This is a genomic window from Leptospira weilii, from assembly GCF_006874765.1.
Lineage (GTDB): Bacteria > Spirochaetota > Leptospiria > Leptospirales > Leptospiraceae > Leptospira > Leptospira weilii.
In genome coordinates this window covers 1,326,088-1,342,953 of the sequence record NZ_CP040840.1, presented here as the reverse complement: position 1 = coordinate 1,342,953, position 16,866 = coordinate 1,326,088, and the positions used below count along the sequence as shown (strand labels likewise).

Annotated in this window: 13 protein-coding genes and 2 pseudogenes; 2 read left to right on the top strand and 13 right to left on the bottom strand. The window is 40.8% G+C overall.

The genetic code is table 11. The features are described from left to right. Positions 1 to 3: 3 nt before the first annotated feature. From FHG67_RS06450 to FHG67_RS22655, 10 genes and pseudogenes are all read right to left on the bottom strand, one after another. Positions 4 to 1,827 carry a hypothetical protein gene (locus FHG67_RS06450; RefSeq protein WP_142499904.1) on the bottom strand — a complete coding sequence of 608 codons (1,824 nt, stop codon included), beginning with the start codon at positions 1,825 to 1,827 and terminating at the stop codon, positions 4 to 6. Positions 1,828 to 2,970: 1,143 nt separating this feature from the next. Then, positions 2,971 to 3,183, bottom strand: a complete 213-nt coding sequence (locus tag FHG67_RS06435) for a hypothetical protein (RefSeq protein ID WP_002630681.1) — start codon at positions 3,181 to 3,183, stop codon at positions 2,971 to 2,973. A 100-nt stretch (positions 3,184 to 3,283) separates the two neighbouring features. After that, positions 3,284 to 4,093 (bottom strand): hypothetical protein, encoded by an 810-nt coding sequence (locus FHG67_RS06430; RefSeq protein ID WP_142499696.1) that lies wholly within the window; start codon positions 4,091 to 4,093, stop codon positions 3,284 to 3,286. After that, positions 4,068 to 4,724 (bottom strand): glycerol-3-phosphate 1-O-acyltransferase PlsY, encoded by a 657-nt coding sequence (gene plsY, locus FHG67_RS06425; RefSeq protein ID WP_004502236.1) that lies wholly within the window; start codon positions 4,722 to 4,724, stop codon positions 4,068 to 4,070. Before plsY ends, FHG67_RS06430 begins: the two co-directional genes overlap by 26 nt. Continuing rightward, the gene (gene der / locus FHG67_RS06420) at positions 4,721 to 6,190 is read right to left on the bottom strand and encodes a ribosome biogenesis GTPase Der (protein ID WP_004499011.1); all 1,470 of its coding nucleotides are present in this window, start codon (positions 6,188 to 6,190) and stop codon (positions 4,721 to 4,723) included. The genes plsY and der overlap by 4 nt, the downstream gene beginning before the upstream one ends. A gap of 24 nt (positions 6,191 to 6,214) precedes the next feature. Further along, positions 6,215 to 6,697 carry an SsrA-binding protein gene (gene smpB / locus FHG67_RS06415; RefSeq protein WP_002630683.1) on the bottom strand — a complete coding sequence of 161 codons (483 nt, stop codon included), beginning with the start codon at positions 6,695 to 6,697 and terminating at the stop codon, positions 6,215 to 6,217. Positions 6,698 to 7,436: 739 nt separating this feature from the next. Then, entirely contained in the window at positions 7,437 to 7,682 is a 246-nt protein-coding gene (locus FHG67_RS06410) for a hypothetical protein (protein WP_004499009.1), read from the bottom strand. Positions 7,683 to 7,721: 39 nt separating this feature from the next. Next, positions 7,722 to 8,246, bottom strand: a complete 525-nt coding sequence (locus FHG67_RS06405; RefSeq protein WP_002630666.1) for a DUF1564 domain-containing protein — start codon at positions 8,244 to 8,246, stop codon at positions 7,722 to 7,724. Between the two features lie 96 nt (positions 8,247 to 8,342). Then, positions 8,343 to 11,375 (bottom strand): AAA family ATPase, encoded by a 3,033-nt coding sequence (locus FHG67_RS06400; protein ID WP_142499695.1) that lies wholly within the window; start codon positions 11,373 to 11,375, stop codon positions 8,343 to 8,345. Further along, positions 11,363 to 11,622: pseudogene (locus tag FHG67_RS22655) on the bottom strand (hypothetical protein). Before FHG67_RS22655 ends, FHG67_RS06400 begins: the two are co-directional and overlap by 13 nt. Between FHG67_RS22655 and FHG67_RS06390 the strand changes: the two are divergent. Both FHG67_RS06390 and FHG67_RS06385 read left to right on the top strand, forming a co-directional pair. After that, positions 11,614 to 12,726 (top strand): pyridoxal phosphate-dependent aminotransferase, encoded by a 1,113-nt coding sequence (locus FHG67_RS06390; RefSeq protein WP_061218240.1) that lies wholly within the window; start codon positions 11,614 to 11,616, stop codon positions 12,724 to 12,726. The pseudogene FHG67_RS22655 and the gene FHG67_RS06390 overlap by 9 nt on opposite strands. Next, positions 12,710 to 13,561, top strand: a complete 852-nt coding sequence (locus FHG67_RS06385; RefSeq protein ID WP_004500710.1) for a prepilin peptidase — start codon at positions 12,710 to 12,712, stop codon at positions 13,559 to 13,561. Before FHG67_RS06390 ends, FHG67_RS06385 begins: the two co-directional genes overlap by 17 nt. 728 nt (positions 13,562 to 14,289) lie before the next feature. Here the strand turns inward: FHG67_RS06385 and FHG67_RS22000 are convergent. From FHG67_RS22000 to FHG67_RS06375, 3 genes and pseudogenes are all read right to left on the bottom strand, one after another. After that, positions 14,290 to 14,532: pseudogene (locus FHG67_RS22000) on the bottom strand (hypothetical protein); the annotation flags it as partial. A gap of 327 nt (positions 14,533 to 14,859) precedes the next feature. Continuing rightward, positions 14,860 to 16,080 carry a hypothetical protein gene (locus tag FHG67_RS06380; RefSeq protein WP_142499694.1) on the bottom strand — a complete coding sequence of 407 codons (1,221 nt, stop codon included), beginning with the start codon at positions 16,078 to 16,080 and terminating at the stop codon, positions 14,860 to 14,862. A gap of 65 nt (positions 16,081 to 16,145) precedes the next feature. Then, a complete protein-coding gene (locus FHG67_RS06375) occupies positions 16,146 to 16,865 on the bottom strand; it encodes an ABC transporter ATP-binding protein (protein ID WP_004500775.1) in 720 nt (239 codons plus the stop codon). Position 16,866: the final 1 nt, after the last annotated feature.

Below are 16,866 nucleotides of genomic sequence, written 5' to 3'. Positions count from 1 at the left end.
TTTTTACACCTGTTTGTGGTCTGTCGGCGGCGGTCCGTTGGTTCGGATCGCGTAATAACGCATTTGTTTTCGATTGATGTTTGGAATTTCTAAGGAGTGAATTAATATTAGAGAATTCGAATCTTTTCGAGTATTTCCAGGATTCTCAAAAACGAATTCCTGTTTATTCGGATTGGGTCGGCTCTTACGACGCGATTCGTCCCGTCTGGGGAAATACAAAAGCATTTCCTTTCCGCTCGCAAAAAGGGAAGGCGCGTTGCTTTTGAATGTTTTGTTTTTAATTTCGTCTAACTTCTCTCGGATGTGATTCCAAGCCCAGGATTCTATATGGATATTTTCTAAAATATGAATCTCAAATGTGTCCGATTCCATTTCCCAGGAAACGAAATCGAAGTCTACTTTTGATTTTAACGACGTTGAAATTCGATTTTTTAGAACTCCGTCGGGGTTTGGATGAGAAACTTCGGAGACAAAAGACAAGTTGAATTTTTCTTCTGGAGTTCTTATTAAAAAGTTTGATTTTACAAGTTCGCCGGGAACAAATTTCTCTTCATCCTTCTTCGTTCCGTTTTCTAAATCGATTGTTTTCGATCGGTCTAAGTTTGCAAAATCAACCTCTTGCAAATGTTTACTTTTTTCTTCGTTGATCGCCGCATAAATTGAGTTTTGTTGGCTTTTGGAAATCGGCTTTGTTTGCCTTCCCATTCTTTCCAAAGAATTCGATCTCAGATCGGATTCCAAGTCGACTTTTTCTAAAGGATCAATAACAACTTTTGAATATTCTTCGGAAAAAAACTCGGGGATATTCAAAACATCTTTCTTTCGGGCTATTGCGCCGCCGCTCAATCCGTCTTCGTTTCGATTCAAATAACGTTCCACTTCTTGAATATACAGTTGAGTCAATTTGTCGGGATGTTTCGACTTTGAGGTTTTGGTCTTTAGAACTCCGTCGGGGTTTGGATGAGAAACTCTATCTATCGTTTCTTTCTCGGACTTTTGATTCGAAAAATCGGCGGATACTGTAATTGGATTTCTGTTTAAAAAGTCCGATTTTAAAAGGTGATTCGGTTCGATTTGTCGTTTGATTGCGGATTTCTTTTCATTTTCGTTTCCGGTTTCAATATCGTTCTTCTCCGATCCGCTCTTGACTTGTAAATCGGAGAATCCTCTTTCCCGTTCTAAGTTCGTAACTTTTTCCCGATTCCGGATTTCGGCTTCTTCTACCACAGAGAGTTCCGCACTCGCTTCCCAAGCTCCCGTTATTTCCAAATCGTTCGTCGAATGCGTTTCTTCCTGTGGGAGTTCCCACATGTCTTGTATTTTTGTGTTGCTTGAGTCGTCGTTTGAGTTCGTTACGAGTTCCGGGTTTTCTGCGGCTTCCGACGGATTTGTAGAAGCCGGCTTTTCCGGTTTTAAGTTCTTGAATTCTTTTGATTCTTCCTTCGTTTTTTTAATCTTTGTTATTTCTGGATTGAGAGTTGTATTGTTTTCTTTTTTAAATTCCGATTCTTTGAGAAAATCCGATAAAACATTCCTTAGTTGCTTGTCTTCGTATCCTGATTTCCAATTTTCCAATTTTTCTCGAAAATCATCTACTAAAAACAACTCATTCGACTTTTCTGGAATTCTAAACGAACCGGATTCTAATTTACGTTCCGGCTCAAAAGACCATTCTAAAGCGGAATCTAATGTTGTCGTAGATAGGTTGTGCGCGCTTCCAAAGTTCGATTTCCAACAAAACAATATCAAAAAAGCGGCAATTCCAAAAACGGAAACCGCTCCCGCAAAACGCGTCTTAGTCTTATATCGTTTTATTCCGTTGAACATCATTGTCAGTGGGGTCAAAAACCGTTGCAAATTCGATTTCTAACGTCGATTAGGTTGATTGAAACCGGATACGTCGTCTCGCCTAAATCTGTTTTCGGATTCTAACAAGGACGAATCTTGTGATTTTGACAATACAATGCAATCACAATTTTTAAAAATTCTGAGGCTGTTTGCAAAACAAATTATCGAGGGTGGGCGGTTTTTAACGACACCGATATTGAATAAAACTTAAGAGTGGTGTTGTTTTCGTTTCCGAAAATGCGGGAAACTTCCGCGCTTTTCTTTTTGGGGTTTTGGACGGTTTCCTTAGGCCTTGTTCTTAAATTGTATGTTTTTAGTTTCTCTTTTATCACTTTACGTTTTTTAGGATCATTCGAATATCGTTCCAAAATCGTAAAAGTTTGACCAAATCGGCTTCTTATCCGCTACTGCTATCTCCAAAGAATAGAATGTCCGAAATTCTACGTCTAAACGCGATATTTGCGCTCAAATGAACGATCTATATGAAATATTGTCCCCCGAAAAAAAACATTCCAAAGGGATATATTTTATTTTTAGAATGTGTCTTCTTTGTTTTACGGAAAAAAACTTCGGTTCGATAAAATGAAAAAAATGTTAATGGTGCTTTCCATCTCGATACTTTTTATGGCTATACTCTTCACCTCGTTATTGCTTTTACATAAAGGGGCTGTCCCACAACCTTAAAAGAAATCAGTTACAACCATTCGATGCGTTCGTTTTAAAACGTATGTTTGAATTTCCAAACAATCCTTTTCAAGTTTCACGAAAAAAGGTGTGTTGAATAATATTTGTACATTTCACAAACATATTACTACTCTCTCGACGTACAAAAAGTTTTGAAACTCGGATCTTAGCTCAAACTCAACGTTAAATAAAAATAAGATATTTTTGAAATAGGTTTTAGTGTGAAATCATGAAAAATTTCCGTTCTTATTCGAAGAACAGAAACGTGAAAAGAATTTACAAGGTTTTGGTGACCATTCAGATAACTTGCAGACTTTGAAATTTTTAGAAGTCGCTTGAATCGTTACCGAACGCAAGAAACCAAAGATTCTATTTAAATTCGAATTCTGATTGATACGCTCTTGTCTCAGAAGATCGCTTCGTAAAAGCGACAACAAATTACGCGTTCAAATCGATCAGATAACCGCGACGAATAGCCTGGTCATCCGTATTAACTCCTACCTTTGCGATGTTTCTCGCTCCCGAGTTTACGTTTTCTAATTCGGAAAGCGGGTGAAGACGATCGGGCATATTACGAAGAGTAAGATCGGATTTGGAAAATTGCCTAGCTCCTGTAGAGCTTTGAAGTGCAAAATTAATTTCTTTGAGCATGACTGCGAATTTCCTTTTTTATTCAACCTAACATAAAATTTATAACCTTGTAAAGCAGAATCTGCGGTAGGGTAAAAGCCGCGGGGCCTCTCAAGCTTTTTTACAAACCGTCAAAATTGAAATTCTCCGGATTTTCTTCGTAGGATTCTTCGTATTCCGTTGAAAAATCTTGGTTCCCCGTTTTCTTTTTTGTTTCCCGTGCGTGCTTTCTTTGCGCTACTTGAGATTCCGGGTCCGCTTGGAATCCGTCCTCTCGTTTGGATAATTCCAATTCGGATTCCCGCTCACCGCCTATTTCCACCAAGAGAGAAAATCCTTGCGGCTCCTTTACGAACTCGGGAAAGTATTCGTAGAATAATTTTGCGGACACGACTCGAAAGCTCGCGGGATACGCACTTTTATAAGTATTCGAAAATTCCACGTCCGGCAATTGTTGAAATCCGATTCGGTCCTCAAAATCATTGAATTCCTGTTTTGTGAACACGGGCATTTTTTCCGTGATGATATCCTTGAGAATGATCCAGTCCAATTTAAATCTCATTCGATATCCCTGAAATGCGGAAGATCTCTGCATCAAATTGACCAATCGTTTGAGAGGGTAATCGCGTTTTACATAGGGAGTGAGATAAACAAGAAGGTATCTTTGAGAAAACCCAAGCGGCTCCCAAACCACCTCCGGATAAGGCCTGTCTTTCTCGGCTTTCAGATCGTCCAGTATGGACTGTAATTCGGGAACAACTTCGACCTGATCCGAATAGAATTCCTGTTTTTCAACCTCGCCGAATTCTCCATAATAGAGCCATTTGTATAAATCGACGACTTCGAATACGGGATGATACTGAAGATATTGTTCTAAAAATTTTATCTTTTCTTCGCGGGTTTTGTTATCGTCGATTTCTCTCTGAATCACCGTTTTGTTCCTCGTCTTCGTTTTTGACCGCGAACAATTCGGACCGATTTAAGATCCGAAAAATATTCTCCCTATGAGTGAGTATGATCCCGATGGAGATGAGCGCCATTGTCCCTAAGATCCAATACGAAACCTCTTCGTGTAAAAGAAGAGCCGATGAAAAAGCATAAACGAGCGGAAGAGTAAGGGAAGCAAAAATTGATCCGAGAGATACAAATTTAAAATACTTAATAGTCACCAAAAAAACAAAGATCGCCCCGAGACAGGCAAGCGGAGTCAAAACCAAAAATACGCCCAATGTAGTGGCAACTCCCTTGCCTCCTTTGAAACCTAAAAAAGGCGAGAACATATGTCCTAAAACTGCGAGAACTCCACAGGCCAATTGAAACGGAATCCCTCCTTCCGAAACATAAATCCCGGAAAAATAAACCGGAAAAACTCCCTTAGCCACATCCAAGACCAACACCGGAAAACCGAACTTCCAACCGATAGAACGACCCACGTTCGTGGCTCCTATATTTTTGCTCCCGAATTTGCGGATATCCATCTTTGCGAATCGAAGAGCAATCCAATATCCGAAAGGAATCGAACCCGCGATAAAACTAAGAAGTGCAAAAATCGCGAAGTTCATTTTCGATCCGATCGAAACTCCAATCGAACCGGAATCCCCTGCAAACCATAAGCTTCCGTGAGTTTCTTTTTCAAAAACGAAACTAAGTTCGATTTAAAGTATTCCACATGATTTACAAACAAGATCAGGTGAAAGGGAGAAGTGGAAACCTGTGTGCAATAGAGCATCTTAGGCGGTTGATGCGCCGAAAAGGATCTTCCCGCCTGGCTCATCCAGTTCTTTAAATTTTTATTAAGCTCGGATGTGCTGACCTTTCTATGAGAACGTGTCGCGAGATCGAAGGAAAGATCGATGAGTTTTTGGACCCTCAGCCTTTCGGTCGCGCTGATCGTGATGATCGGCACTTCGTTTAACAACGGAAAGCGACTGTAAAGTTTTTCCTTGTATTCCTTAAAGGTTTTGTCGGTCTTGTCCTCGATGGAATCCCATTTGTTGACCGCGATCAAAAACGGTTTTCCCTTTTCCTGTAGAAGAGAAGTGATCTTTTTATCGAAATCTCCGAATCCTTTTTTTGCGTCCAAAAGATGGATGACAAGATCGCTCGATTCGATGGCCTTCAGAGTTCTTTGATACGAATAAAATTCCAGAGCTTCCGCGGTCTTGCTATGTCTACGAATTCCGGCGGTGTCGGTAAGTAGAAGTCTTCTATCGCCAAATTCCAATAAAGTATCCACGGAATCCCTTGTGGTTCCGGCCACTTCGCTCACAACCGCTCGTTCGTAGCCGCAAATCGCGTTCAAAAGACTGGATTTTCCGGAATTCGGCTTTCCCACGATCGCAAGACGAAATTCGTAGTCCTCTTCCGCAAGAGGAAGAGGTCGTAGATCCTTTTTTTTAGAAGCGGTAATCTTTTCGATCCAGACCTTACCCGGTTTATCACTTAAGAAAAATTTAATTTTCTCAAGCAACAATCCCAGATTTTTTCTTCCGATTGCCGAAATCGGCAGTACTTCGGCAAGACCCATTCTGTAGTATTCCTCCAGATCGAATTCGTCGAGTTCCTTGTCCGCCTTGTTGACACAATAGATGATCGGCTTGTCCGCGGGCCCGTATTCCTTTCTCAGATAATCGAGCAACGTATGATCGGCGGCGGTAATCAGATTTTTATCCAATAAAAAGATGATCACGTCGGACTCATTTAATTGTCTATAAGCGGCTTCTAATATGGTTTGGGAAAGAGAGTCCGGATTTTCTATGTCGAGCCCGGGAGTGTCGCAGAGATAAAAGTCGAGACCTTTTTCTTCCTGATAGATCCTCGCCGAAAGAACGTCACGCGTCACACCGGGATAATCCTCCGTAATCGCGAGTTTTTTCTTCAAAAGAGAATTAAACAGAGTGGACTTTCCTACGTTTTGTCTGCCCACGATCGAAACAATCGGGATTTTTTCTCCGGGCCCTTTACGAGGAGCTTTGATCGGAACAACTTCTTCCGACTCTATGATTTCTTTTTTTCCGGCTTTAACCATTCTATCCCCGATTTTCGTCGCCGATCATCCGTAGCGGTTGGATGATTTCAACGCGCGAGCGATTTCCTGTTGCGCGTCTTTTTTCTGCATATCGTCCCGTTTATCGTGGATCTTTTTCGGTTTCGCGACGGCAATCTCCACTTTGACCCGGAGATTGTTCTTAAAATAAACCTTAGTAGCAACAAGAACCAAACCCTTTTCTTTTACCTGACGTTCCAATTTTTCGATTTCCTTCTTATGAAGGAGGAGTTTTCTCGGACGAATTTCGGGATGATTGGCGTAACCTCCGTTTTTGTACGGAGTGATGGAGAAGTTTTCCAGAAAGACCTCTCCGTTTTTAATCTTGGCGAATGCGTCGGTCAGATTCCCCTTTTTTTCACGGAGACTTTTGACTTCCGATCCGGACAAAACAATCCCCGCTTCGAGGAACGAAATCAACTCGAAGTTGAACTTGGCCTTTTTATTGACCAGGGGAGAATGTCCGGATTCTTCTTTTTTATTTGCCATCTTACTTTTTTAAACCGACTTTATCCGGCTTGATTCAATCGATCTTAGGAAATTTTTTTTCCGAAAGCCCATTTGATATCCTACCGTCTTTGTAAGAATCTCCTAAAATCTAAAATCCCTTTTATTGTCCCTTTGAATTCAATCTCTTTGTCTAACAATCTCGATGAAATTTAGGGCTCTATTTATATTCGGCCTCTTAACCGCTCACTGAGGTCAAAAAAAGGCCTGTATCTACTAAAACGTGGGAACTCCCACAATCGCATCCTTTTTTTGCGCCGATCCGGGACGACAAGTGCGATTTCTACAAAATTTGTGGGAAACGTTTTAGATGCCAGGGTTTTAGGGATCAGATTTCAGTTACTTTTGCCTAGTAGAGTGTTGGGTTTCTCGTTGCGACACCATACGGGAGCAACGTGCTTGAGTTTTATTCTATTGACTCGTGTTTTCTTATTTTTAACGTAAGTTCGGTATAAGAAAATGAGAAAGAATTTTCTAAAAGTATGAGTTCCTACTTTTAGAATTTGTTCGTAAAATCGCGATCTGTTGTAGTTCCTACATTTTAAGAATAGATTTACAAAGCTCAAATTCCAACTTTTTACGGACGATTCCTTACGCCAAACTCTCGTTATTTTTAGTAAATTTATTTTCGAATGAACTGAGGGAAGCGACCCATGTGGTCTAGTATTGTCGCAAAGAGAAACGATTTAAAGATTTTCCGACTTATAAAAATCGTTGTCGTTTATTTCAGCCGAATGTTTTTCTCATTCGTTAGATAACGAACGCTTCTCTCGCTTTTTAACGTGAGTTCGACGTAACAAAATGCGAAAGCGATTGTAGTGGAAATTCCGAAGGAATTGAAACGAAAAGCGCGGTCGCGAGCCATTTTCGCTATGAAATCTGCGAGCGATTCGCCCAAACTTTCAACCACCGAACTCACGTTAAGAATACGAAGAATCGATGCGAATACTTTTAAATTCGCTGCCAATGAAAGCGGAACGATTCTCTTGTAAAAAGGATATCTTTTTTATGGAATAGAATCCTTCGGAACCGTTAGAAGTGGGTTCGGACCAAATTTCAATCTCTTACTAATCTTGTTTTTCGTAAGATCGAGGTGCCAGATATAACTGTACGAACTGTGGAAGGAGGGACATCCCACATTCAAAGCTAGATCGATAGAATCCCCGACCTTCAAATCATCCAACCACAAAAGATAATTCACCATAAAACATCTCGAAACGCCATGAGACGCGGAAATAACACCTAAAAGAGCCCAAGTCTTACAATCGATTCTCATGTTCATTCGAATCATCTTCCCTCGATCTCTTTGATACAAAGTCTTTCCGGCCTTACGATTCATTCTTCTCTTAGAAACCAGGAATTTCTGATATCGTTTCATAAGAGAAAGAATTCTTTTTGGAAGCGCTTTCCTCTGTTCCAATGTCAATGTGTTCAAATATGATTCTGGAAACAGAATTGTTTCGGTTTCCGTTTTAGATTCTAACAATGTCGATTGGATTTTTTGATCCGCGTTGAAAAATATTTTCTCCATATCTAGATCGGTTTTTTCGAGTTACAGAAAAAACCTACAATGCAGAAAAAAATCGATCGGTCCTAAAAAGATTCACAAGAGCGAAGAGTCATCCGGTTAATTTCTCATACTATGATGGGTAAGAATGAGCCTGCCTAATTCGGTTCCGATCAGATTCGGCATATTGTAAAAATTGTCCGAAGTAATCTGAATGGAATCCTGAAACAGATGTTCCGCAATGTATCTCCTTCCGAGACCGACTCCCAAAAAAACGTAATTCCGATTTTGGTTCTTTAGAATTTCCGCATGTAGTTTACGGTTGTCTCTGGAATTGATTTCGTCGGAAACGTCCGCTTTTCCTCTTTGTCCCCGAAAATCGGAGATCATTACCACAATTTTCGTCTGAGCCTCCGGTGAAAAATACGATTCTACTTTTTCGAGAAGCTGATATTCCTCAACGGAATCACCCTGCCAGTCGGTCCGTAGATAATTGAACATCTCTTCCTCTTTAACCTCGTCATATTCTTCTTCCAGACGTTTGATCGGAATCAGATCGATTCTATCTTTTCTGTTGTTACGGTCCGAATACGCATGGATCGAAAAATCCACCTCGTGTTCCCTTAAAATATAAGCCGAAGAAAGCATCGCGGAAATCACCGCGACCGCGTATTCGAAGTTAAAAATCCTTCTGGATTTGGAAACGAGAAAGGCAACTTCCACACCTTTCAGTTTTTCCTCGTTCTTATCAATGACGGTTCGATCAAAAACTTTCGAGTCCCCTCTTCCGGATAGGAAGGAAATATATTTTCGAGTATCGATCCGATTTCCTTCCATTCGATACATTCTAGTAATGTCGATTTCAGGATCGAAAAGACGATCTAGATTGAGTTCGATGTCCTCCAAACTTTGTCCGAAAACTTCCTTAAATTCCTTCAAGGAAACCTGGATCGTATATTCCCAAAGAATCTTACGTTTGGCAAGAAATTGTTTATAAAGTTCTTCGGTGCGATAACCCCAAGCGCCGCCTCCGCCCGCAGGTTCACCTTGACCCTTGTTGCCGCGCGTGTCTTGTCCGTACCAAGCGTCCGCGCCTTCTTTCAACTGACCTCCCGTTTCCGGAGTATTGATTTCGATTCCTCGTTTGAGAGGATTGCCCGAATTGAGAAGTTTGGCCTTGCCGGTTAACGCTTCTCTTTTATGAAGTTCCGGATTCCACCAACTTTTTTTTTCAATGTCGGTGGCGGTTGTCAGAGTTTTTTTTTTCTTATCCTCAAGAACTTTGAAGAAATCCGATTCGACTTCGATGCCGGACATTTGAAAGTCCAGAATTTTTTCGAGTTCCATTCTTTCTTTCGGATCGGCGACCTGATTTGTATATGCGATCTTGCCGCCTCGCACCGCGGTTTCTTTCAAACCGGCTTGTCCCGCTTTTTCATCCGCATAACGCAGGATATGATCCTTCCAAAAGAGAAGATTCGAAAGCCCGAATAGATACGGCACAAGATTGGCGGAACCGATCGTTCTTTTTTTTGCGAGATCCCGGATCTTCAAGTGAAAATTCACCATCTTCAAGATCAGACTGTTGCCTGGAAGATAAAAGGAAATAATTTCGGTTAACGTGGATTCGTCTTCGAGATCCGGAAAAAGCACGCTCGTAAAACGGTTCCGGAACGCTCTGGAAATCGTCGCGACGGATTTGGATTTACGAAAGAGTTTGAGCGCAAATATTCTGGAATCTTCGGTGAGTTGAATCGGCTCGTTTCTTCCCGCCTCCGGAGGAAGAGTCAAAGATCTCGCATCGTCCGTAAGCATATTCAATTTTTCTACTAGTTCCGCGCCTGCGGCTTCCAAGTTTGTAATGAGAATGTTTCCGCCTTCTCGGATTCCCCGAGTCAGAGGGCCGTCCACCCAATCCACTTTGGAACCGTCGATCGGCTTTAAGGCTCCGATGATATCGGAAGTATGAATTCCCTTACAAAGACTGACCGTTTCGAGCGGAAGTCCAGAAATTTCGGTGAACAAAGGAAGTAGAATCTGCGGATCCTGTTCCTCCGAATATTCGATCAGAACGTTTTCCTGAAATTGAATCGCGGTAAAAATCTTTTCGGAAAATTCTCTCAGTTTGAGCGGCAAGGGTACTTCGCTTAACAATCGTTTGGCTTTGTCTTCGTCTCGGATCGGAATTTCCTTATCATTGCAGTATAAGAATCCCTTGTGAACCTGAAAACTCGGTTCCGGAAGTTCCGGCGCGACCTTCAAACCCGATTCGCCAAGCAACAATTCGATTTGAAAATCCCTGTCCTCTTTCTTACGGAAAGGTTCGACGTAAAAATTCCAGAATTCCCGGAATTGGAGTTCGCTCGTGTCCGCTTTTAAACCCAAAAGACGATTGCAGAGTTTTTTCAAGTTTCGGATGTTGAAGTGGTATTTTTCCAGATCCCCTTTTCCAAGTTTGCCGACCACTACCCGGTTCTCCGTTTCGAGAGAAATTCGAATACAAGATTGAAGCAAAGATTCGCTTAACGCGGGATAAAGTTTTTTCAAAATATATAAGATCTCGTCCGGAGTATGAGGATCGATAAAAACAACGGAGAAAAAACGGGTGATGTCGAAAGGAAGAGGTTTCCTTCCTTCAAAACCTTCCGCCGGGTTCTGCGTTCCGATAAAATTAAAACCTTCTCCGCAATAAATTCTGGAACTGTCCCCTTCGATTAACTCCAAATAGGCGGACTCGTATACGGTGGAAAATCGTTTGATGATATGAGGAGGACAAAGATTCATCTCGTCCGCCACAAAACTATGACCCGAACGAATCGCAGAAGTCAAAGGCCCGTCCGACCAAGTAAACCCTCTTCCGTCCATCAAAATCCGATACGAACCGATTAGATCTTCTGGAAGAGTGTCCTCGTTAAAACTGAATCTTGCGGTGGGATGTTTTCTTTTATAATTGATGTAATAGATAAGCGCATTCTTCCCGACTCCTGCGTCTCCGACGAGTAACACCGGTTTTCCTTCGAGCAAAGGATACAAAATATTGGATAGATTGCGAACGGTAGAATCCGTCTCAACAAGATCGGACCCCAAACTTCCTGGATTGATTCCGGATTTTGAAACGGGAACATTCAGACCGGCGATTTTTACAGTTTCCATAACTCAAAGTTTCTCCTTTGGAATCCTCTGGCAACCTCAATTCCCGATTTTAGAAGAACATCGATTGAAAGTGCATAACCTTCTTTTTTCTTTCTATCATTTTCAAAAAGAAAATCAAGCTTTGTGGCAAACTGTAACTTGAATGGTTTGACGAACCAATCAAGTTTTCGAAAAGATTCTTTTTAGAAAGAAGTTTTGCAGTGGCTTTCCGAGATAGAAATTGTGATAAGGATTTAGCATGAGTCAGAGTACGTTAGAATATGTTTTAGCAAATCGTATCCGAGGTTTGGATACTTCCGCCATCCGCAAAGCGTTCGAACTCGCGGGTACATTGAAAAACCCAATCAATCTCTCCATCGGTCAACCTCACTTCCCTTGTCCTTCCAATATCATAGACGCCGGCTGTAAGGCTCTCAAAGACGGTAAAACCGCTTATACTCTTACGGGAGGAATTCCAGAACTTAGAAGCGCTCTGGCCGAAAAATACAAAAACGGAAACGGAATTTCCTACGCAACCCCCGAAAGAATCCTCGTCACTTCCGGAATCAGCTCCGCGTTTCTTCTTTTATTCAACGCGTTGTTGAACGAAGTGGACGAATGTTTAGTCGTAACTCCGCACTTTTTGATGTATCCCGCGTACATCAAAATCTACGGGGGAAAAATGCACTCGATCCACGAATCCTTCGAACCGGAAGCTCTGAAAGAATTTACAAATAAGAAACTGAAAATCATCATCTATTCTTCCCCGTCCAATCCTACGGGAAAAATTCTTTCGCGAAAACAACTGGAGGCTCTCGCCGATCTCGCGGAAAAAACAGGGGCTTATCTAATCTCGGACGAGATCTACGAACTTTTCGACTACGATAAAAAATTTATTTCCGTCGGTTCTTTTTACGATAAGGCGATCACACTTTCCGGTTTTTCCAAAACCTACAGTATGACGGGTCTTCGATTGTCTTCGATTCTCGCGCCGGAACCCATTATAAAAACCTTAACTACTTTGCAGCAATACACTTTAGTCTGCGCCCCTTCCGTAACTCAGTGGATGGGTCTCGAAGCCCTAAAGACCGACATGAGTTCTCACATTGCGGACTACAAAGAAAAAAGAGACTTCGTATTCGAATCCTTAAAAGATCACTACGAAATTAACAAGAGCGAAGGCGCGTTTTATTTTTTCATTAAGATCAAAGAAAAAGACGACGACTTTATCGTTAGAGCTGTGAAAGAGAAAGAATTGATCCTGGTTCCGGGTTATATCTTTACCGAGTCCAAAAATTACATCCGTATCAGTTTCGCCTCCGAATGGGAAAATCTCAAGCGAGGAATCTCCGCACTTGCCGAACTTGCCTGATTCTTCGAACTTTTGGATCGTTTTAGGTTTCGGAAGCTTCGGCGCGGCTTCCCTAGGAAGCTTTTACGTCACCCTAAGTTTTCGAATTTTAGAATATTACTACGGCAAAAACAGAAAATCGTTTTCGTTTTTCGAAAAATGGAAACGAATTTTTACCCATCCAAGTTCCTGCGACCACTGCAAAGCGAAGATACGTTATCCGAAATTGTTGCCTATCTTTGGCTTTTTCATCTCAAAAGGCAAATGTCAATTTTGCAACGGTAGAATTCGCCCTCTTTTTCCTTTGATAGAATTCTCCTTCGTATGCGTTTTTATTTTTTGCTTTTCCTTAACCAAAAATCCTGCATTCAGTTTTGTCTTTTTGTTTCTCTGCGGCCATCTTTTGATCTCCTGCCTTACGGACGCATTTCACTTCTCCTTGGATTACGAAAATCTTCCTTGGATTTTATTTTTCGGAACCGCATCCGTTTTTTTGTTCAACGGAAAATTGCCGGGTTTAAACGAACTTTATGTCTTGGGCGGTTTTTTTATCGTGTTTTTGATTCTGTTTTTTTTATTTCCGGGCGGAATCGGATTCGGGGACGTTTTGTTCGCCCCCGTTTACGCACTGATCGCAGGTCATCCTTGGTGGATGTTCTTTTTAAACGCCTCCTACATTCCAGCAGTTTTGTTCACGGTCGTTCTTCGAGAAAGAGGAAAAAGTCTGCGCAAGGCCCCGATTCCTATGGGTTTGTATTTCGGGATCGGATTGTTTTTTACTTTTTTGAGCAGAATTTTTTTTGAATCGGAGCTGGCCCCATTCACAATCTTTTCCGAATATTCCAACTCGAATTGATTTTTCCCATTTCTATAAAATTAAGAACCTACTACTCGAACGCACGAATAGAGTACTATGATAAACTTATTTCTAAAATTATAATATTTTAATCTTCCTCTAAAAGTCTGAGATTCCCGATTTGATTTTGAGAACCGCCACACTTTTGCAAATCGACCGCTTATTTTTGAGTATCATTTTTAGACGTCCGAGTCGTATATCTTTTGAGGTTTTGGAATAGGCTTAAATTTTATAATGAGCGGATTTACTGCAAGTTCGCGATTTGTAAGAGTTCCGTGTTTAGACTAAGTACTCGGACGCATGAGTAGAATACTTCAATCGGATTGTTTAAAATATTGAAATATTTTAATAATTCTCTAAAATGCCTTAAAATCTGGATTTAAAGCATTTTGTTAAGGTAGATCTATTTTTGAGGTTCCTGTCGCTTAACATTAGTATTATTTTTATGCGTCCGAGTAGTAATTCTGAGTAGCCACAAAATGAACTCAATTTAAATCGTCCAAAACCAACGTTGTTTTAATTTACACACAAAAAAATCAATTCTCCATATTCAAATATTTCACTTTTCTCAAATATAAATTTAAACAGACCATCCGTTAAGATGTTGAATAGAGGCATCAAGGTTCCACAACAATTTAAAGTTCTAACCCGAATCTTTTCTTTGATATTTTAAATTTTCGGAAATATCTCTGTGTACAAAAACGAAAAAACGTTAATTTTTTATAAATTCACGCTAAACTAGAAATCCAATCTCTATAAAATTTTTCTTGTTCATCCAAGGTCACAAACTCCAAAAGATTGTCATATCTAATATATCAACTACATCCTTTGATTTCGCCTGTTCTCTCAAATACAATTGATAAGCCCTTCCTTCCGGTTCCCATCGAACGCTGCATATTCGAAGGATAAATATTTCTAACCGCAGAATTACAATAAATTTGAATATTCATTGTTTCTAATTTTCTTTCAAGCAATCTTGTTTCAAAAGTTAGAACGTGGAATCTACTTGAAACAATCAAAATTAGACGCAATTTTTGAGGGCTTCCTCATCTTTGTAAAATCAACCGTTAGTTTTCAGTGCTATTTTTATACGTCCGATTCTTAAAATTTTTACTACAAAAATATATTCTAACTTTCTTGGATAAATTGATAGCATCGTCTACGTTACTAGAATACCCTTAATTTGAGCACAAATCCCATGTTTAGACGCAGAATTTTAGACACTCTATTATGTAGAGATGAGTAGTAAGAATATTATTCATTTACTTGGAAATTCTTTTTATAATAAATCAAGGCCTTCAAAAATAAACGACCCTAAGATCCAAACCCCCATGAGTTACATGAATCGTATCCGTCTTAATTCCCATATTACGAATCAGAACAGACCAACAATTCTCATCCGGACAAAGAACCAAACCGCTCATTTCGCAGGGAAGTTCCCACCAGTGCTTGAGTCTCTCCCCCAATTTTTTATAAAATCCGATCGAAGAACCTCTTTCCAATCTAAGTCCGTACGGTGGATTGAGTAACATCCAGATTCGTCTGCGCCTTCCGGAGGCGTTCCAAATTTCTCCGGGAGAAAAATGAAAAAAATCGCCTTTATCCTGGATAAAACTAAGAGAATCGGAAAATCCCAAGTCGTTTAAAAAATCTTGATATAGATTTATTCTATTTCTTGCATATTCAAAAGTTTCTTTTTCCAAATCGTTCCACCAAACATTAATTTGATTTTCGAAGGAATTTTTCAAAATCTTCTTTTTTAAAAAATCCCAAGTTGCCTTCGGAAACTCCTCCATATCCTGAAATAGATAACTTCTTGCATAATGAGGAAAACCAATTCCTAAAATAGAATCCACAGCCTCTCGAACAAAAGTTCCCGTTCCCGCAAACGGAACAAAAACCGCGTCCGGGTTAGGAAAAATTTTGTGCATTCTCTCGACCAAATATCTCGCAAGATCTTCCCGAATCGGAGCGGACTTGGAAAGAAATTGAAAATTTCCCCTTTGATTGAGAGGTTCTCCGGAAAGACTAACGCTTAAAATGATTTCGTCCTCCATCAGAAGCGCGCTGAGTTCCGTAGTTCTATGATTTTCGGAATCTGCGGCAACTCCGGTTTCCCAAAGCATCCTCAAATCCTCAGGAGTCCATTCGGTCCGTCCCTTAACCTGGGGACGAAATTTGAGATTCCATTTCTCCGGAAGAACTTTAGATTTTCTTAATGAAGATTCGAATTCCAGAAAAGAAAAGGACCGCTTGAACGGAACCATTCCCAAATTCAATCGAAAATCTCTTGTCCAAGGAATTCTTACTAATAATTCGAGCGCCTGTCTAAAGTTCGCATTCTCAAGCAAAATCTTTCCGGGCAAAATCTTTAAAAACGGAGTTTGTGCTTTTGGAAGATAAGAATCCGAGACGATCTTTTTCGCGATCCGTTCGGTTTCCTTGGAAGATCCGGTCGGAAGTAGATACTCCCATCTTCTCAACTGGCCCGATTTAAACTTTGGAAACTTCCAGCGCATAAAACGCAGAATGAAAAATGGGGATTTGAATGCCTATCCGAAAACTTTTCCCGCTTGAGAAGTATTCAGGCACGTTCCTTTTTTCCGTTTTTTTTGAGCGTTTCGAATTCTTTCAGAGATACGACCTGACCGTCCACAAGATGGATTTGTCTTTTCGTTTTCGAAGCAAAATCCGAATCGTGAGTGACCACAAGAATCGTAGCTTTCGTTTCCCGATTGACCTTTTCGAGTATGTTCATAACCGTCTTTGTGTTCGTCGAATCCAAGGCTCCAGTAGGTTCATCGGCAAAAATGTATTTCGGATTCATCACAAGCGCGCGTGCGATCGCCACTCTCTGCGCCTGCCCCCCGGACAAACGACCGATTCGATAGTCCATTCTATCCTTCAGATCGAATTCCTCCAAAAGATATTCCGCATAACTTTGGCATTTCTTTAAAAGTCCGGCTTTTCTTGCGGGCATCAAAACGTTTTCGATCGCGGTGAACTCGGGCAGTAAGTAATGAAACTGAAAGATGAAACCCATTCTTTTATTTCTAAAATCGTGAACTTCTTCCTCATCCATCCGATAGATATTCTTTCCATCGATCTCGACCGTTCCCGAACTCGGAGGGTCCAAGGAACTAATCATATACAAAAGCGTGCTCTTTCCAGAACCGGACTTTCCCGTTAGGGAAACATAATCTCCTTCCTCTATATCCAAGCTGACCCCTTTGATGATTTCCGAATTACCGAAAGTTTTTCTAAGATCATTTACGGAGATTCCAGCGCGACTTGCAGTTTGCATC